This window comes from Paenibacillus intestini, from assembly GCF_030803945.1.
GTDB classification, from domain to species: domain Bacteria; phylum Bacillota; class Bacilli; order Paenibacillales; family Paenibacillaceae; genus Paenibacillus; species Paenibacillus polysaccharolyticus.
On record NZ_JAURUN010000004.1, the window covers coordinates 356,484 to 373,979 of the forward strand.

Here is a 17,496-nt window from a genome sequence, read left to right on the forward strand (position 1 = left end):
CTTTAGAAGACTCATTTATTCAATCCAATACCTAGAACCCATTTATCTAATCAAATGCCTGGAACCCTTTTATTCAATATCCGAACGTTTCGCAATATTGCCGTCACCAAAGATGATTTGATCCATCTCAAACTCAACTTTGATTTTATCTAAAGGTGTCTCCCTAAGTTCAGTATCTTTATCCATAAACTGATTTAATTCGAAACTACCCTCATAAGGCGTGGAAGCTCCAGATTTGATGGGTTCATCATATTTAACGTTTAGTGACTTGATCTCATTATCGAACATGTCTTTGAAGGTAATGACCCCCTGAAACCCTTTAATATCCTTGTCCGAAATGTTCTTCAAGTCAAGCGTCATATGTATAACATCGCTGAAGATCCATTTATTCGTGTCTTTCAATGTCACACTTTTTTTGATTAAACCAACCTGCACAGACTCATCCAACAGTTTTAGTTGACTTTGTTTCTTTGCTTCAGCTTCTTCCTGTTTTCTCTTGATTTCTTCCTGTCTCTTCTTCTCTTCTTCCTCAAGCTTCAGCTGTCTTTGCTTCTCATCGGTTATAATTTGTCCCACCGTTTTAGTAGAAAGATCGGTATTGCTACCCATTGAATATAAAATGGCTTTTCCCAAGAGGTCTTTATCTTCTTGCGTGATTTCAGTGCTATTCTTGATATCCTCGGGTACCGTTTCTGAATATAGTTTTTCGGTTAACGGCTTACCACAAGCCACCAGCATAATCGTCATCAAACCAATCACTATAGACAACTTGAACCCTTTATTCGCAGTACGTTTCTTCAACTTTACACAACCCTTTCGAATTCGGAATAATTGGCAACAAACACGTCATACTTCACACGTCATAGATGGAAAATATATGTAAGCAACACGCACTCTACTCTGTATAACTTTCACAGAATTTAAATCATCTAACTTCAGAACGCCCAGGCACCAACCCATTTTTTAATGATCTTTTTCCAGCAATCTTGTATGCTTCCTTTACTAAGTATCTTCCTAAATCACACCCCCTCAGTAACTTTATATCGGTTGAAACAACAATAAAATTAGAAGAAAAGATCGATAACTCACCTATGGATGCTCAGCCTCAGCAATCGACCTTACTCTCTGTTCCCCCAGCATCGACTGTGTAAATCCAATCCATTCCCGGGTAGCAAAAGACAGATACCGATCCTTCCGCCAGATCATACCGAGCTGCCAAGGAATGACCGGTTCAATAACCGGAATGATCCGTACGCGCATATGATCAACCTCACGGCAGATCGTTTCCGGTAGCAAGGCCACACCCAGATTCGCCGCAACCATCGCACTTAACAGATCCCACTGGGAACTCTCATAGACCACACGCGGCTGGAATCCAGCTTGCTGGCAAGCCGCAATAATGCGGTCATGGAGCGCAAAATCTTCCCGAAACAAAACAAACGCATCCTGTTCCAGTTCATGGAGTGCGACCGACTCCTTTTCAGCAAGGGGATGGGAAGGATGCACGAGCAGATTAAGCTTTTCCTGAACAAACACAAAATGATCAAGCAGTTCATCGACCGTTGGCAACACCGCCACACCGATATCCAGCGCACCACTGATGACATCAGCCTCCACTTTTTTCGCCCCATCCTCGAACAATTGAATGCTCACTTGAGGATACGCTTTGTGGAACTCCCCGATAATCATCGGAAAGAAACTCGACCCCACCATTGGCGGCAGACCGATGCGCAGATGTCCCTTCTTCAGATTCATCAGATCGTCCAGCTCGGACGAAAGACTGCGGAACGATTTTTCAATCTCCAGCGCCTGCCGAAAAAAAACATGCCCGGCATCTGTTAGCTGCACCTGTTTACCGTAGCGATCCAGTAAGGTTACGCCAAGTTCCTCCTCCAGACTTTTAACGGTTTTACTAATTGTAGGCTGGGTGATATACAGCACCTCGGCGGCCTTTGTAAAGCTTTGTTGCCTTGCAACTTCGAGAAAATATTGCAAATGACGAATATCCATCTTTTCCTCCCCCTCCTATCCTGCTAGTCAAATCTATTTTAACTATAGACAAACGGAATAGTAAACATTCTTAATATGCATTTTACTCATGAAAGAATGCGTTGTAAAATTTGTGATACGAAGCAACGTTTCCATTCATTTTCATAATCATACGAATTAAATCGATCAGATACATGTTGATATACAAGGAGGGATTTGCGTGAAAAAATGGGGTGTCGGGATTGCACAAATTGCGTTATTAATGGTTTTTTCACTGCTGATGGACCTGCTGGCCCGTACTCTCCACCTGCCTGTACCTGGCTCCATTCTCGGAATGATCGTGCTGTTCATCTTGTTACAAACTGGCGTGGTGAAGCTTCGGTGGATTGAGGTCGGAGCGGCGTGGCTACTTGGTGAACTACTGTTATTCTTTATCCCGTCGGCGGTCGGCATCATGAACTACATGCCCATGCTGGAGCATGACGGATTGCAGATTTTATTTATCGTGCTGCTAAGCACGTTTCTGGTTATGGCCTGCACCGGCCTCGTTGCTACACGCATTGCCAAACGAAAGGAGCGTCACACCGGATGATTGGACTTTTATGTTTGTTGTTAACGGTCGGAATCTACATGGTTGCCAAGAGAATGTATCGCAGTCTGCCCAAAGTATATCTGTCACCGCTACTTATTACGCCGCTACTCGTTGTAGGCGTACTCCTATTAACCGGAACGGATTATGCCGCATACAGCAGCGGAGGCAAATGGCTTAGCCTTTTGCTACAACCTGCTACGGTCGCTTTTGCGGTACCGCTCTACACCTTCTTCCATGTGCTCAAAAAACATATTTCCGAGATTGTCATCAGTGTTATGACCGGATCGGTTGTTGCCGTACTCTCCTCGGCTATGCTTGCAAAATGGTTGCACCTCGACTCCGGCTTGATTCACAGTCTGATTCCGCGCTCGATCACAACGCCCATTGCGATGAATGTATCGGCTTCCATCGGAGGCATCCCGGCAGTGACGGCCGTATTTGTGATTATGACGGGGCTACTTGGGGCTATTATGGGGCCTTCCATCGTCAAAATGCTGCGTATTGATGGCGAGATTGCACGCGGTACACTCCTCGGAACAGGTGCTCATGGCACAGGAACTTCGAAAGCCTTTGAGCTGAGTTCATTGACAGGAACGATCTCCAGTATCTCCATGGTTTTGGCTGCACTCTTCACTTTAGCCGTCGCTCCCGCGCTCTCTAAACTTATTTTCCCATAATAGTTGGAATAATCCCTTTTTTTTGAAATATTATTGTTGTATTAAAGCCCTTTCTTCCTTACAATAAAGACAGGTTTTAATGTTAATATTGCGGGGGAGATGCGATGAAAAGAACCGGAATGAAGAGATCTCTGGACCGTCTCGGACGAATTGTCCTTCCTAAAGAAATGCGGGATACAATGGAAATCCATATCGGCGATCCGCTTGAATTTTTCATTGAAGGGAAAGAGTTGATTTTAAGAAAGTACAAATCAACATTGTGTATTTTTTGCGGTGACGTGGATACGGAAATGTATTTCAAAGAGCAATTCATCTGCCGGACTTGTGCAATTCAACTAAAACACCCAGATGACACTCCCGACTGGTTCGTACCTGAAAACAAACAGGTTTCTGCACCCAAAGAACGTCCTGTTGCTAAACCCGTAGCTTCCTCAGCTTCCTCTTGGGAAGAAGGAGATGCTGCGAGCAAGGACTACCCCGACCTGCGGCCAAAGACGGCGCGCATGCTGCAACAGATGAAAGAGATTATCGAACAGCACCCTGGACTCGCTCAACAGCAAATTGCGGAGAAACTTGGCATTAGCCAGGGACGTGTCTCTCAACTAAAAAAGCTATTATAGCTAGAATTTTGATACTCATGAATATACAACATACTTCCAAGCAGGAAGTTACACTGAAAAAGAACCCATTGTTCCATCGGGTTCTTCTTTTTTGTCACTATTACTTTATGCCTGTACGATATCCATATCCATATTGCTTTCTTCTTCTTCCAGTCTGTGCAGACTAACCAGTAACACGGCGATATTGGCTACAAGTAATACTGCCGGGAGAGGTATAGCCGCATATTGTGCATAGATTAGGTGGCTTCCTACAGCTCCGATCAGAATGAACGTTAGTATGCCTGAAGCCAGAATACGGGTACGCGGAATGAGCAACCCAACCGCACTAAGCAGTTCCAACGCACCGATCAAGTACATTGTCCAAGTAGGGTAAGAGAAACTCTCGAAGGTGTCAATCATCATCTCCGCTCCCGTAACTTTCGTATATCCCGTCATGACGAAAACACCCGCCAGCACCACCAAAAAAACATATCCCAACACTCTTTTCATATCTTCCATCTCCCATTCATCCAAGTATTATTTTGAGAATCTTTAACTTATTGCTAATCTCTTCTGCACAAAAATCAGCAAAATACAGTATGTATTGCAGCACTCATCTATGTAAAAGTTCCCTAGAAGAAACTGTAGTTTACTCAGGTTCCTCTGGAACTTGGATAAGGTTCTAATTTCCGAGGTTTATCCACTGCTCTGGTTGTGTGACTGCTCACCCGGAAATGGTATGTACATTTATAATACGCATTATTACTCACAAACTTACTTTTATGAAGTGAGTATATAATAATAAGATAATTTCTTCAAGTAATTTTTTGTGAAATGATGTATAATACATACAAAAGGTATGTTACAGTATATTTTGTAGTGACCACCTTTGACTTGAAGGTGCTTTTATTTTTCAGAGCGGCAGAAACTTTTGTCCTTTTATATAGGTTATATTGCACATTTGCCATGAATCGAGGTGAAACACGTTGAAGCTGAGAAAAGTAAAATCCCCAAGCCCTTGTCTGATTACACAAGCAATGGACATCATCGGGAAAAAGTGGGTACTGCTGATTATGTATCAGCTGCTGTCCGGACCAAAACGGTTCACGGAACTGGAAGCCGAGATGGCAATTAGCGGACGTCTGTTATCGGAGCGTCTGAAAGAGATGGAGACGGAAGGCATCGTAACCCGGCATATGTATCCCGAGATTCCGCCCCGTGTGGAATATGAACTTACCCCTAAAGGTAGAGCGATTGAACCTGTCATTAATCAAATCTACAGCTGGTCTTCGGACTGGTTAAAAGAACAGCAACAATTGAAGTAGTTCAGATACAAACTACAACAAGAGGTCTTATTTCACCCTAAGTTTTATACGAAAAACGCCTGCACCCGGAACCACAGAGAACATGGTTCGGGGTCGCAGGCGTTTTTGTGCGCTAACGATCTGTTTAAGCTTTGATCTTTACTGGCAGACCGGAGTCCACGGATTCCTGTGCAGCGACAGTAATTGCCTGTGTACGGCAGGCATCTGCGTAATCGGACAAAATGCGGGAACGATCTCCCGTGCGAAGTGCATGAATAAATGCTTCATTCTCCCGTTCATAGGGATTCTGTCCTGCTGAAACCTCAAGTCCTGCCATCGGATGCGAAGCCGCGCTCGGTAGCAGAAGGCGGTCGGGCGTCCAGTCCCATACACCGGCATCCGTGTAGAATTGCAGCCCTGCTCCACCCTCGCCGTCAGGCAGTAAACACGTATTCGCAATGCTTGCAATCGCACCACTTTCCAGCTTCAGCGTCACATTAGCGACATCATCAACCGTCACATGCTCATGTTTCTCATGCATGCTACGTTGGACTGCTACGGCATAAACTTCCGTCACTTCGCCTGCGCAGAAACGCAGTAGATCCACAATATGGGTTGTCTGCTCCACAAACTGACCTCCCGATCCGTCTTGACGGCGCCACCAACTAACGCCAGGCATACCGCCCATCCAGCGTCCTAGAGCCATGCCCACCTTTTGCTCCTGCATGGCTTGTCTCATGACCTGCGCAGCACCCTGATAACGGAAATGATATCCTACAGAGGTTAACAAAGAAGACTGTCGCACTTGCTCCAATATACTGAGTGGTACGTCCATTCCTGTGCTCAATGGTTTTTCCACCAGGAACGGAATGCCCCGTTTGATCAACTCTGACTCAATGAATCCGTGAGACATGGGAGGCACACAGATATATACGGCATCCAGTTTCTCACCGTCCAACATATGTTCAAGCTCATCGTATCCCGTTGCATCATACACGGAGGCCATCGCTTCTGCCTTTTCGAGTGTTGTTCCACATACACTTGCGACACGAACACCTTCCATGCGTGTAAGAATATCTGCGTGTACTTTACTAAACCAGCCTGTTCCTATGATTCCGATCTGCAATGTCATGGATGTAATCCCCTCTCTGTTACGCGCTTACATGTTCCATTCGACCCCACTCGGCAAATTCCTGCTCCCCTAGCTCTTGCCGGATGCTTCCAGCAACAGTTGATCCAATTCCTTAGCGTAGGTTGCTACCTGCTGTTCTGACCAGCCAAGCTGTTCTGCCATATACATGCTGACTGCTGATCTATAACGGCGTACCTCATCGATGCGGAAAAATAAATCACCCGTTCGCCGTACCCAGAAATCGGCTGGCGTTGCCGTCATCTCTTCCTCCATCGCGTAACGAAGCATCAGCAAAAGCTCTTGCGACATGCCGTGAAGCTCTGCCTTGGCTCGCGGGTCAGGCATGCGCTCATACAGCGCATCCACGTTGGAGCCGTACGTACGGGCAAGCCGTTCCGCCGCTTTCCGGTCCAGACCTAGCGCAACGCCATCCTTGATCTTGCGTTCGGTGTACGTGACGTATCCGGCCGAACCGCCAACATCCCCCCCGGAGATCGGCATCTTTTTGGTTACACAAGGTCCCGGGGTGTAACCAAACTCTTGTTGCATCTGACGCGCAACCAGATCCACGACCATCTCGGCCATTTTGCGATACCCCGTCAATTTACCTCCAGCAATGGTAATCAGGCCGGAATCCGATACCCAGACTTCATCCTTACGCGAAATCTCTGAAGGGCCCTTGCCCTCCTCATGGATCAGTGGACGCACGCCTGCCCAGCCTGACTCCACATCCTCTGCACGAATCTGGACATCCGGGAACATGCCGTTCACTGCATCAATGACATAATCACGGTCTGATTCCGAAATTAACGGATGAGCCGGGTCATCACGGAATACTGTATCGGTTGTACCTACATAGGTTTTGCCATCCCGCGGCACCGCAAAGACCATACGTCCATCTGGCGTATCAAAATAAACCGCTTGCCGTAGCGGGAATCGTGCGCCGTCAAATACCAGATGAATGCCTTTGGTCATCTGTAGCGTTTTACCCTGGCGTGAGCCATCCACTTCACGGAGGGTATCCACCCATGGCCCTGAAGCATTGATTACTTTTTTCGCCATAAGTTTGTAACGATTCCCGTTTAGTTGATCCATCACATGGATGCCTGTTATCGTTCCATTCTCCTTCTGAAAAGAAGTTGCTTTCATATAATTAACAGCCAGCACCCCGTGCCGCACTGCTTCCTTCATGACTTCAATCGTAAGTCTCGCATCATCCGTCCGGTACTCCACATAACGTCCGCCTCCCAGCAGTCCCTGCTTCCGCAGCAGAGGCTCACTTGCAGATGTATCACTGGCGTTCAGCATCTGGCGACGTTCACTGCGCTTCACTCCAGCAAGTCGGTCGTACACCATCAGACCCATAGATGTACTGAAACGGCCAAACGTGCCTCCCGTGTATATGGGCAATAACATCGGTTCCGGTGTTGTTACATGTGGCCCATTCTCATAAACCACCGCCCGCTCTCTTCCAACCTCGGCTACCATCTTCACTTCAAACTGCTTCAGGTAGCGCAAGCCGCCATGAACCAGTTTTGTGGAACGACTCGATGTGCCTGCCGCGAAATCCTGCATCTCCACCAGTCCCGTCTTCAATCCACGAGATGCCGCATCCAGTGCAATGCCGGCACCTGTAATGCCGCCACCAATCACCAATACGTCAAAATGTGCATTCGACATTTGTTCCATGTATTCGGTTCGTTTTGCCGCCGAGAACGTTGCTGTCATGTAAAAACCCTCCATAATTTCCCTTATTTTTCTCTAAAAAACAACAAAAAAAGGACCACGTCATTCGTTCAGCAATTGCTGAACGCACGTGGTCCCTCCCGATCTCCAGACATCATTTTTTAACTTGTAACCTAATCCTATCACAGATTTTCGGTGGCGTGAAGGCCTGATTTGACACATTATTCAAAAAAATTTAAAAAACTTTTTTTGTGCAAGGATGGAATTTCAAAGCAACCCACTAACTCTACAATTTTCCTTATTGTGGACAATACTTTCTCTCCATCCAGGAATATAATCCCTGTAAATTAAGTATCATTTTCCACCAGTAAATATCATTTATAACATATGTTTAACGAAAAAGTACAAATAACCATTTGCCTATAATGAGGAAGACGTAATTCTATTTTATTTAAAAGCCATGGCCGCCTTGATCGCTCGCTGCCAACCCGAATACAGCTGCTCCCGCTCGTCCTGGGCCATCACAGACTCAAAGACTCGCTCCGTATGATCATGTTGATTCAGTTCTTCTGTATTTGACCAGAACCCCACGGCTAGGCCCGCAAGATAGGCTGCACCGAGAGCTGTCGTTTCGTTCACTGATGGACGCTCCACAGGAATGCCCAGAATATCACTCTGGAATTGCATCAGGAAATCATTCGCCGCAGCACCTCCGTCAACACGTAACGTATGTACGGGGTATCCAGAATCGGTCACCATGGCCTCCAGTACATCCTTGGTCTGATAAGCCAGCGCCTCAAGTGTCGCGCGGATAAAATGCTCCTTCGTAGTGCCACGAGTAAGGCCAAATACAGCTCCTTTCACATCGCTGTCCCAATACGGGCTTCCGAGTCCCACAAAGGCAGGCACCATATAGACCCCGTCCGTCGAAGGCACTCGCTTCGCATAGTCCTCACTGTCTTTGGACGAACGAAGCATGCGAAGACCGTCCCTCAGCCACTGCACGGCTGAACCTGCTACGAAAATGCTGCCTTCCAGCGCATATTGAACTTTACCATCCACACCCCAGGCAATCGTTGTAATCAGCCCGTGATCCGATTGTACAGGCTCCTCGCCCGTGTTCATCAACATGAAACATCCGGTACCGTATGTATTTTTCATACTCCCCTGGATATAACATCTCTGACCAAACAATGCAGCCTGCTGATCCCCTGCCGCACCCGCGATCGGAACCCTGTGGCCGAAGAAATGGTAATCTGTCGTATGTGCATATATCTCGGAAGAGCCCCGCACTTCAGGCAGCATCGCCTTAGGGATATCCAGAATATCCAACAATTTATCATCCCACTGCAACTCATAGATGTTATACATCAGGGTGCGCGAAGCATTCGAAACGTCCGTAACATGGGTACCGCCACTGAGTTTCCAGATCAACCAACTGTCGATGGTGCCGAACAGTAACTCCCCTTTCTCCGCCCGTTCACGTGCACCAGGGACATGATCCAGAATCCATTTTACTTTTGTACCCGAAAAATAGGGGTTAATCAGCAAGCCTGTTTTCTGATGAAACAGGTCGTCCAGCCCTTGCGTTTTCAACTCATCACAGATGGATGCTGTCTGTATGGACTGCCATACCACTGCGTTATAGATCGGTCTGCCGGTTTGCTTATCCCACACCACTGCGGTTTCCCGTTGATTGGTGATGCCGATACCTGCAATCTGTGCAGGTTTGATGCCACTCTCCGCCAGACAGGATGCCATTACGGCGAGGATCGAACTCCAGATTTCGTTGGCATTTTGCTCTACCCAGCCCGGTTTGGGAAAATACTGCGGGAACTCTTGCTGTGCCATATGCACAATCTCGCCGCTATGGTTAAACAGAATTGCCCGGGAGCTAGTTGTGCCCTGGTCCAGAGCCAAAATAAATTTTTCCATACCTTGTGCCTCCAGTGTGTAATTATAATGTAAGCGTTTTCCCAAAATACTTGATCAAATCATCATTGGATGTCGTTACAGCCGCCGCTCCCACACCGAGTGCAAGTTCCACTTCTTCAGGTGTACGAATCAGCCCCCCTGCAATGATGGGAATACCTGTCCGTTCAGACACCTCCGCAATAATATGCGGAATGACTCCAGGCAATACCTCGATATAGTCGGGCTGTGTTTTGGCAACCAATTGGTAACTTTTCTCCAGTGCATGGGTATCCAGCAGGAACACCCGCTGAATCGCCGTAATGCCTTTTTGTTTCGCTTTCTGGATGATGCTGGCCCTTGTGGAGATCAGTCCAGCCGGACGAATATGCTGGCACAGATACTCTGCGGCGTACTCGTCGTTTTTCAGCCCTTGCACCAGATCGGCATGTAGCAAAATCTTCTTCCCATACCGCCGAGCCTGGTCCATCATACTTTGCAGTTGTGCAATATGCGTTTCTAACATGACCCCGTAAGTATATGGGCCTTCGATGATTGCTTCAAACTGCTTCATACTCTTCGCCGCTGGCAAAATACGTTGTCCCTCAAATGCCACCATCGTTCCCCCTGCATTCATCAGATGTCTATATTGTATAATTCGTCACACACCAACGGCAAGTGATTTGGGGGAAGTCACCAAATTCAAGAATTCAGGCGACATACCGCATATTCCTCCCGGCAAATTATCTTACACCGCAAAAAGACTGCTACTGCACTTTTCAATATGAAAAGCACCGTAACAGCCCGTATACATTACAACCAACGTATGATCACTATAAATTACCATGTAAATCCAAATATTTATTCTTAATCAATCAAGCCTGTGCATGTGGAACACGTGTCTCTGTCGCCGTCTCTGTCCAGCTATCGCTTTCCGCCAGGTGACCTGAACGCTTCACTTTCGTTTGCAGATACTTCTCATTAAATGCCGACCGATCTCCCCAGAGCGGAACGCGTCCGCCCACATTGAGTCCTGCTTCCTGCAGTGCAGCCAGCTTACGTGGATTATTCGTGATCAACGTAACCGGAGCTGACCGAAGTGCACGCAATACAGCAATCGCATCGTCATAATTACGCGCATCATCCGTGAAGCCAAGTTGCAGGTTCGCATCTACTGTATCCAGACCTTCTTCCTGCAAAATGTAAGCCATTGCTTTGCTGAACAGGCCAATGCCCCGTCCTTCATGATTCGCAAGATAGAACAGCGCACCTGCGCCATGTGCCGCAATCATCTTCATGGACTGCTCCAGTTGGAATCCGCAGTCACAGCGTTTGCTGCCGAAGATATCGCCTGTGTGACAGATGCTATGCATACGAATCAGCGCATCCTGCGCCTCAGCAAAATCGCCATACACCAGCACGCTGGATTGCTGACGCTCTGCCAGTTCAGCACCCGCAAGAGATGCGATTAGCTCGCCGCTTTCCATCGCTTTGTCCGTTTTCAGCCAGCTGTACCATTGAAATGTTCTCGTTTCCCCATCCAGATTGACCGGCAGTTTAATCGGTCCCACCAAATGTATGAATTCTTTTCCGCTCGGAAAAGTCTGGATTTTAGGGGCAAGCAGTTGAATAATATGTGAATTGATCATCGTTCGTTCCTCCTGTTAAGCATCTTCATCTCAAAATGTCTCATAATATTATGCATTCGCATCCGCTTTGATTTTGGATCACTTACTGACGTAATACATTAAAACGTCTTATTTTCAAGCTCTGCTCACAGCGAAATATTACGTATCTATATAATCCTCACTATAATTAGTTACTTAATGTAAGTTAGTTTAGAATAAAAATTATATTGTGTCAAGTAACTTTTATTTTTAAAGTAACTACTAATTTTATGTTAGGTAATGGACACAACCCATGTGTTTCATTTAAGGAAAATTGGGTATGAGTTTAGAAACTACTCATACACTATTGGTGTAGTCCACGAAGCCCAGCCTTAGTCTCTGATACTTCTTGCGTCAAACCTAATGATGAGGGGGTTAGCCTATGAACCGCCGTAGAAGAACCTGTTGGATAGCCATCATCATGGTCTGTGTCCTGCTAATCAGCGGATGCTCCATCTGGCCGGGACAGGATGATTCAGCATCCAGTAAAAAGGTAGCGCTTACATTGTGGTATTGGAATCGATCCATTGACGACAAACTCATTGCCAAGGCCAAAGAGGAATTCCCGAATATTGAACTGACTGCCCAGAAGATCGGTGGGGATTTCAAAGCCAAGCTCAAAACCACCCTCGCTGCACGCTCAGGCGAGCCAGATATCGTTGCACTTAACGACTGGATCATGGAGTTATTCCCGAGCGAGGATCGCTTCTATAACCTGTATGATCTAGGCGCAGGAGAGGTCGAAGACCAGTATTTGCCGTGGAAATGGAAGCAGGGCGTGACGCCAAATGGACAGATGATCGGCTTTCCGATGGACACGGGGCCGACAGCACTTTTCTATCGTGCAGACTTGTTCAAGGAAGCAGGGCTACCTTCCGAACCGGAGCAAGTTGCACGCCAGATTGATAACTGGGATGCCTACGCTGCTGCCGGAGAGCAGATTAAGGAGAAGTTTGGCGGAAAGGTTTTTCTGACCGATAATATCGGAAGCGTTTACAATCAGGTGCTTTCTCAAGCTGCAGAACGGTATTTCCGTCCTGACGGGTCGTTTATCGGCATGGATTCTCCTGCTGTACGCAAAAGCTGGGACACAGCCGTTGCTTTTAAGGAAAAGGGACTGCTTGCTAACGCTGACGGCTGGACACCCACCTGGAATGCAGCAATGAATAACGGCGAGATTGCCTCGTTCGTTGGTGCAGTCTGGATGAAGCAGGTGCTTCAGGAGGCGGCACCAGACACTTCGGGTAAATGGCGTGTTGCCCGAGCTCCTGGGGGAGATGGCAATAACGGCGGCTCCTTTCTCTCCATTTTAAAATCAAGCAAACATCCGAAAGAAGCCTTTGAATTGATTCGCTGGCTGCAAAGTCCAGAGAACCAACTGGAGCAGTATCAGACGCTCAACCTGTTCCCGTCAGCTCCAGGTGTGTTTGATAAACCAGCCATGAAAGAAGAGGAACCTTTCTTCGGCGGGCAAGCAACAGGCCCGGTATTCGCTGAATCCGCACAGCATGTGCCTGATGCTTTTTTTGGTGAACGATACCCTTCGGTACACAATATCATCACCCGTCGGCTGAACGATATTGCCAAACAGAACGCTGATCCACAGCAAGTCTGGTCAGATACGGTGCACCGCGTCGAGCGGGAATTACAGCGTTAAAGCATGCATGTGATCCGTAAAGGAGGAGTTGTTATGGCTGTCACCGAACCTCGCACGTCCCCTGATTCCGGGCCGTTCCAGCCTGATCTGGACCGGCAAAAATCACTTTGGGCCCGTATATGGGAGCATCGTGCGCTCTATGTTGCCATCTCGCCTTTTTACATTCTGTTCGCCGTGTTCGGTCTATTCCCGATCGCATTCTCACTGTATCTGGCTTTCCACAAATGGGATGGAATCGGTGTGATGACGTATAACGGCTTGAACAATTTTAAATATATGCTCACCGATGTCGAGTTCTGGCAAGCGGTTGGCAACACGTTGATGATCTGGATCTATTCGACCATTCCGATGCTTTTCTTCGCTCTTATTATTGCGTTTCTACTACATGCGCCTTTCATCAAATTCCGTACCTTGTTCCGGGTCGGTTACTTTCTGCCCAACGTCACATCAATTGTGGCGGTAGCCATCATCTTCGGGGCATTGTTCGCAAACAATTATGGCTTCCTTAACTATCTTCTGCAGTCGGTCGGCCTCCCGGTCGTCGAGTGGCTGAATGCTCCCTGGGGCATCAAAATCGCTATCTCCTCCATGGTGGTCTGGCGCTGGACCGGTTATAACGCCATTATCTATCTAGCCGGACTTCAGAGCATCCCGCAGACGCTGTATGAAGCGGCCAGAATCGACGGGGCATCCGCTGTGCAATCCTTCTTCCGTATTACCATTCCGATGCTGCGTCCGGTCATTCTGTTCACGGTCATTACATCTACGATTGGCGGCATGCAACTGTTCACTGAACCGCAGGTGCTGGTGGGCAATGACGGAGGTGCCGGAGCAGCTGGTATGACCATCGTACTTTACTTGTATCGTGAATCCTTTATCAACAATTATTTTGGATACGGTGCAGCCGTTGGATGGGGCATGTTCCTGATTATCGCCCTGTTCTCCATCGTGAACTGGAAGCTTGTTCAAGGCAAATCATCCTGATGTGACAAGGGGGGAGCGCTCATGGCGTCCAAACATCTCAAGTCGCTGGTGCTGTATACCGGCCTGATCGGTGGCATGCTTCTATCCATGTTCCCGTTCTATTGGCTCATTGTTATGTCCACCCGAACAACGTCCGACATTTACAAGTTTCCGCCCCAGCTCTGGTTCGGCGGTGAACTGTGGAACAATATTACACGGGTTTTGCAGCAGATTGATTTTTGGGGAGCCTTTCTGAATACCTTGTTTGTATCAGGTGTAGTAACCATTCTGGTGTTATTTTTTGATTCACTGGCGGGATTTGCGTTTGCGAAGTTTGAGTTTCCGGGCAAAAAATGGCTCTTCGTCCTGCTGCTCGCCACCATGATGGTGCCTTCCCAGCTGTCGCTGGTGCCTTCCTTCGTGCTGATGGCCACGTTCGGGTGGGTAGGTTCCTTCAAAGCCCTCATTATTCCGGGCATGGTCAATGCCTTCGGCATCTTCTGGATCCGTCAGTATGCGACGGAATCCATCCCAAACGATCTGCTCGATGCAGGGCGGATCGACGGATGCAATTTCTTTCGCTTGTATTGGAACGTCGCATTGCCGATTCTGCGGCCAGCATTTGCCTTTCTTGGTGCATTCACCTTTATCGGCGTGTGGAATGACTACCTGTGGCCGCTAATTGTACTGACAGATGCACGCAAGTACACGTTGCAGATTGCATTGTCTCAATTAAACGGACTCTATAACACGGACTATGCGATGGTCATTGCAGGTACACTGCTTGCCGTTCTTCCACTCATCATCATGTTCCTGTTCATCAGCCGCCAGTTTATCTCGGACATTGCGGCAGGAGCGGTGAAGGATTAACTGAGGTGAGGTAGGTATGAGAGGGATGAGGGGGATGAGAGATAACCAGAGCACTGGGAGCAAAGTACCGATATGAAGCCATTTTGATCCTTCCTTCAAGTCTGATATTCTTATTCTATAGATGAGATACCAGACTTTATATAAGCTTGGATATTGAAATGGAAGAGGGATGATCACCATGGCGGCTTCACCTTATATGATCGGCGTAGATATCGGCACAACCTCAACCAAGGCTGTGTTGTTCAAGCAAGACGGTAGCATCGTGGCGCAAGGCGGTGCAGATTATCCGTTATACACACCAACACCCGCGATTGCAGAGCAGGATGCAGAGGACATTTTCCAAGCAGTTATTTCCTCCGTGCAACAAGCTACCTCTAAAGCTGGGGTACAGCCGGACGACATTCTGTTTGTTTCGTTCAGCTCGGCCATGCATAGCATTCTGCCTGTAGATGCACAAGGCAAACCGTTGATGCGAGCAATGACATGGGCAGACAATCGCAGTGCCGAGTGGACAGAAGCACTCAAATCGGAGATGAACGGACATAAAATCTACCTCCGAACGGGTACACCCATTCATCCCATGTCTCCACTGACTAAAATGATGTGGCTCACCCGAGAAGAACCGGACTTATTCAGGCAGACACATAAATTGATCTCCATGAAGGAATATGTTTTCTACAAGCTATTCTCTGAATTTGTTATCGATCATTCGATGGCCTCTGCCACCGGACTTATGAATCTGGAAAAACTCGAATGGGATGCGGAAGCATTGCATGTTGCTGGCATTACGCCGGAGCATCTGTCCAGCCTTGTACCCACAACTCATGTATTAAAAGAGGGGCTTAACCCCGAATATGCCAAAGCGATGGGTATCGCGGAAACAACTCCGTTTGTGATTGGGGCAAGCGACGGCGTGCTCTCGAATCTGGGCGTGAATGCCATTGACCCAGGGGTTGTTGCTGTGACGATCGGCACCAGCGGGGCAATTCGTACGGTCGTAGACAAACCAGTGACCGATCCAAAAGGACGTTTCTTCTGTTATGCGCTAACGGAAGATCAATGGGTCATCGGCGGTCCGGTGAACAATGGCGGCGTAATTTTCCGCTGGATTCGGGATGAGTTCGCGGCCTCTGAGGTGGAGACGGCAAAACGTCTCGGGATCGATCCGTATGAAGTCCTGACACGTGTCGCTGAAAATGTACCGCCAGGTTCAGACGGACTGTTGTTTCACCCCTATATGACCGGGGAGCGCGCACCTCTCTGGAACCCGAACGCACGCGGATCGTTTTTCGGCCTGACGTTGCATCACAAGAAGGAGCATATGATCCGTGCCGCGCTGGAAGGTGTGCTGTTTAACCTGTACACGGTTATGCTCGCGATTGAGGAGAAGATTGGTCGTCCGAAAAAGATTCAGGCCACCGGCGGCTTCGCCCGCTCCGAGCTGTGGCGCCAGATGATGGCCGATATATTCGATCAGGATGTCATCATTCCGGAAAGCATCGAGAGTTCCTGCCTTGGTGCTGCTGTGCTCGGGCTGTATGCCACAGGCCGCATCGATTCCCTGAGCGCCGTTTCCGGCATGATTGGCTCGACACACCGCCATAAGCCACACCCGGAACGTGTACGTGTGTATCGCGAACTGTTGCCGATCTTCATCCGCATCTCACGCAAATTCGAAGAGGAATATGCCGATATCGCGGCGTTCCAGAATCGAATGATGCAGTAAATGAAGGCTCTTCCCTATTCTAAAGAGGGGAAGGGCCTGTTTCATTCCATCTTTTTTTCAAGAAAATATGTCCATGATAAGGTGTACACACTCTCCAAGATACAAATAAACCCCACAGCTTAAAGCCGTGAGGTTTATAACACACCTACGAATTATATTTGCTGAACGCATTCTCGTCCGCTTGTACATTTTCCAAGTATACAATCTGGCCTGCATCATTCACACGCGCAATATCCACGCCCGTCTTCGCATACACCGATCCATCCGCTGCTTGTCCGCACACAGCCCAATTGGTTTGATAACTACCGTCCGGCTGGGGCACCCAGGCATCCCACATATGTTTAATGTCTTGGTTATAATCATAAAAGGCTTTCATAAACCCCTCAAACCCGGCATGACTGGTGCCATTCAACACAATCTCGGCATCTGGCGTAAACAGGGATAACAAGTCCTGCATAGCCTGTTTATCTGTTCGTGAAGCATCAAATAATCGGAAATAGTTATTCAACATCGTAATGTTCGCTGCTGTATTCATCAATGGTTAGCCTCCTGTTGTCTCTTGCTGTCTCGAATGAAATATTTCATACCGTATGCTCAGCACATGCTATCAATTCGAATAATTTCGAACTAATTATTACGATAAGAACTGTATCACACTAGCTTACCGAATCGCAATACATATTTCGAAATTTTTCGAACATTGAAAGAAATAGCCAACTATGC

At 47.7% G+C, this 17,496-nt stretch carries 17 protein-coding genes; 8 read left to right on the forward strand and 9 right to left on the reverse strand.

The genetic code is table 11. The annotated features are described in order from the left end of the window. Positions 1–69: 69 nt before the first annotated feature. A complete protein-coding gene (locus tag J2T16_RS14740) occupies positions 70–747 on the reverse strand; it encodes a hypothetical protein (protein ID WP_336121691.1) in 678 nt (225 codons plus the stop codon). A 342-nt stretch (positions 748–1,089) separates the two neighbouring features. Beyond that, the gene (cidR, locus tag J2T16_RS14745; RefSeq protein WP_221789632.1) at positions 1,090–2,010 is read right to left on the reverse strand and encodes a cidABC operon transcriptional activator CidR; all 921 of its coding nucleotides are present in this window, start codon (positions 2,008–2,010) and stop codon (positions 1,090–1,092) included. A 199-nt stretch (positions 2,011–2,209) separates the two neighbouring features. On the opposite strand from cidR, the gene J2T16_RS14750 reads away from it, so the two are divergent. The 3 genes from J2T16_RS14750 to J2T16_RS14760 all read left to right on the forward strand — a co-directional run bounded on the left by J2T16_RS14750 (position 2,210) and on the right by J2T16_RS14760 (position 3,878). After that, positions 2,210–2,581: a CidA/LrgA family protein gene (locus tag J2T16_RS14750; RefSeq protein ID WP_090921718.1), complete on the forward strand. Its 372-nt coding sequence runs from the start codon at positions 2,210–2,212 to the stop codon at positions 2,579–2,581. Then, positions 2,578–3,258, forward strand: coding sequence for a CidB/LrgB family autolysis modulator (locus tag J2T16_RS14755; RefSeq protein ID WP_154890170.1), 681 nt, complete (start codon positions 2,578–2,580; stop codon positions 3,256–3,258). The genes J2T16_RS14750 and J2T16_RS14755 overlap by 4 nt, the downstream gene beginning before the upstream one ends. A 104-nt stretch (positions 3,259–3,362) precedes the next feature. Further along, positions 3,363–3,878: an AbrB/MazE/SpoVT family DNA-binding domain-containing protein gene (locus J2T16_RS14760; protein WP_090921714.1), complete on the forward strand. Its 516-nt coding sequence runs from the start codon at positions 3,363–3,365 to the stop codon at positions 3,876–3,878. A gap of 105 nt (positions 3,879–3,983) precedes the next feature. Here J2T16_RS14760 and J2T16_RS14765 read toward each other — a convergent pair whose 3' ends face one another. Further along, entirely contained in the window at positions 3,984–4,367 is a 384-nt protein-coding gene (locus J2T16_RS14765) for a DoxX family protein (RefSeq protein WP_167375755.1), read from the reverse strand. 527 nt (positions 4,368–4,894) lie between these two features. Between J2T16_RS14765 and J2T16_RS14770 the strand changes: the two genes are divergently transcribed. Beyond that, a complete protein-coding gene (locus J2T16_RS14770) occupies positions 4,895–5,182 on the forward strand; it encodes a winged helix-turn-helix transcriptional regulator (RefSeq protein WP_090921779.1) in 288 nt (95 codons plus the stop codon). 124 nt (positions 5,183–5,306) lie between these two features. Here the strand turns inward: J2T16_RS14770 and J2T16_RS14775 are convergent, their stop codons facing one another. The 5 genes from J2T16_RS14775 to J2T16_RS14795 form a co-directional block, all read right to left on the reverse strand. After that, positions 5,307–6,293: a Gfo/Idh/MocA family protein gene (locus tag J2T16_RS14775; protein ID WP_336121690.1), complete on the reverse strand. Its 987-nt coding sequence runs from the start codon at positions 6,291–6,293 to the stop codon at positions 5,307–5,309. Positions 6,294–6,362: 69 nt separating this feature from the next. Beyond that, entirely contained in the window at positions 6,363–8,021 is a 1,659-nt protein-coding gene (locus J2T16_RS14780) for a glycerol-3-phosphate dehydrogenase/oxidase (protein WP_336121689.1), read from the reverse strand. A gap of 405 nt (positions 8,022–8,426) precedes the next feature. After that, entirely contained in the window at positions 8,427–9,914 is a 1,488-nt protein-coding gene (gene glpK / locus J2T16_RS14785) for a glycerol kinase GlpK (protein WP_336121688.1), read from the reverse strand. 22 nt (positions 9,915–9,936) lie between these two features. After that, positions 9,937–10,506, reverse strand: coding sequence for a glycerol-3-phosphate responsive antiterminator (locus J2T16_RS14790; protein WP_154960817.1), 570 nt, complete (start codon positions 10,504–10,506; stop codon positions 9,937–9,939). Between the two features lie 259 nt (positions 10,507–10,765). Beyond that, a complete protein-coding gene (locus tag J2T16_RS14795) occupies positions 10,766–11,539 on the reverse strand; it encodes a GTP cyclohydrolase II (protein WP_221789626.1) in 774 nt (257 codons plus the stop codon). A 400-nt stretch (positions 11,540–11,939) separates the two neighbouring features. Between J2T16_RS14795 and J2T16_RS14800 the strand changes: the two genes are divergently transcribed. From J2T16_RS14800 to gntK, 4 genes are all read left to right on the forward strand, one after another. Beyond that, on the forward strand, positions 11,940–13,214 hold the full coding sequence (locus J2T16_RS14800) for an ABC transporter substrate-binding protein (RefSeq protein ID WP_336121687.1): 1,275 nt from the start codon (positions 11,940–11,942) through the stop codon (positions 13,212–13,214). A 33-nt stretch (positions 13,215–13,247) separates the two neighbouring features. After that, the gene (locus J2T16_RS14805; RefSeq protein WP_339833500.1) at positions 13,248–14,198 is read left to right on the forward strand and encodes a carbohydrate ABC transporter permease; all 951 of its coding nucleotides are present in this window, start codon (positions 13,248–13,250) and stop codon (positions 14,196–14,198) included. A 21-nt stretch (positions 14,199–14,219) separates the two neighbouring features. Further along, positions 14,220–15,047: a carbohydrate ABC transporter permease gene (locus J2T16_RS14810; RefSeq protein WP_221789624.1), complete on the forward strand. Its 828-nt coding sequence runs from the start codon at positions 14,220–14,222 to the stop codon at positions 15,045–15,047. Positions 15,048–15,225: 178 nt separating this feature from the next. Beyond that, the gene (gntK, locus tag J2T16_RS14815) at positions 15,226–16,773 is read left to right on the forward strand and encodes a gluconokinase (protein ID WP_499018621.1); all 1,548 of its coding nucleotides are present in this window, start codon (positions 15,226–15,228) and stop codon (positions 16,771–16,773) included. A 145-nt stretch (positions 16,774–16,918) separates the two neighbouring features. On the opposite strand, the gene J2T16_RS14820 is transcribed toward gntK, so the two are convergent. After that, a complete protein-coding gene (locus J2T16_RS14820) occupies positions 16,919–17,308 on the reverse strand; it encodes a nuclear transport factor 2-like protein (RefSeq protein ID WP_221789623.1) in 390 nt (129 codons plus the stop codon). Positions 17,309–17,496 lie beyond the last annotated feature (188 nt).

What these genes read in the sequence shown, in the direction of transcription:
- J2T16_RS14765 (WP_167375755.1), bottom strand. Translation starts at nt 4,367, where the DNA reads ATGAAAAGAGTGTTGGGATATGTTTTTTTGGTGGTGCTGGCGGGTGTT.
- J2T16_RS14805 (WP_339833500.1), top strand. Translation starts at nt 13,248, where the DNA reads ATGGCTGTCACCGAACCTCGCACGTCCCCTGATTCCGGGCCGTTCCAG.
- J2T16_RS14770 (WP_090921779.1), top strand. Translation starts at nt 4,895, where the DNA reads ATGGACATCATCGGGAAAAAGTGGGTACTGCTGATTATGTATCAGCTG.
- J2T16_RS14800 (WP_336121687.1), top strand. Translation starts at nt 11,940, where the DNA reads ATGAACCGCCGTAGAAGAACCTGTTGGATAGCCATCATCATGGTCTGT.
- J2T16_RS14740 (WP_336121691.1), bottom strand. Translation starts at nt 747, where the DNA reads ATGACGATTATGCTGGTGGCTTGTGGTAAGCCGTTAACCGAAAAACTA.
- J2T16_RS14820 (WP_221789623.1), bottom strand. Translation starts at nt 17,308, where the DNA reads ATGAATACAGCAGCGAACATTACGATGTTGAATAACTATTTCCGATTA.
- gntK (WP_499018621.1), top strand. Translation starts at nt 15,226, where the DNA reads ATGGCGGCTTCACCTTATATGATCGGCGTAGATATCGGCACAACCTCA.
- J2T16_RS14780 (WP_336121689.1), bottom strand. Translation starts at nt 8,021, where the DNA reads ATGACAGCAACGTTCTCGGCGGCAAAACGAACCGAATACATGGAACAA.
- J2T16_RS14760 (WP_090921714.1), top strand. Translation starts at nt 3,363, where the DNA reads ATGAAAAGAACCGGAATGAAGAGATCTCTGGACCGTCTCGGACGAATT.
- cidR (WP_221789632.1), bottom strand. Translation starts at nt 2,010, where the DNA reads ATGGATATTCGTCATTTGCAATATTTTCTCGAAGTTGCAAGGCAACAA.
- glpK (WP_336121688.1), bottom strand. Translation starts at nt 9,914, where the DNA reads ATGGAAAAATTTATTTTGGCTCTGGACCAGGGCACAACTAGCTCCCGG.
- J2T16_RS14795 (WP_221789626.1), bottom strand. Translation starts at nt 11,539, where the DNA reads ATGATCAATTCACATATTATTCAACTGCTTGCCCCTAAAATCCAGACT.
- J2T16_RS14755 (WP_154890170.1), top strand. Translation starts at nt 2,578, where the DNA reads ATGATTGGACTTTTATGTTTGTTGTTAACGGTCGGAATCTACATGGTT.
- J2T16_RS14775 (WP_336121690.1), bottom strand. Translation starts at nt 6,293, where the DNA reads ATGACATTGCAGATCGGAATCATAGGAACAGGCTGGTTTAGTAAAGTA.
- J2T16_RS14810 (WP_221789624.1), top strand. Translation starts at nt 14,220, where the DNA reads ATGGCGTCCAAACATCTCAAGTCGCTGGTGCTGTATACCGGCCTGATC.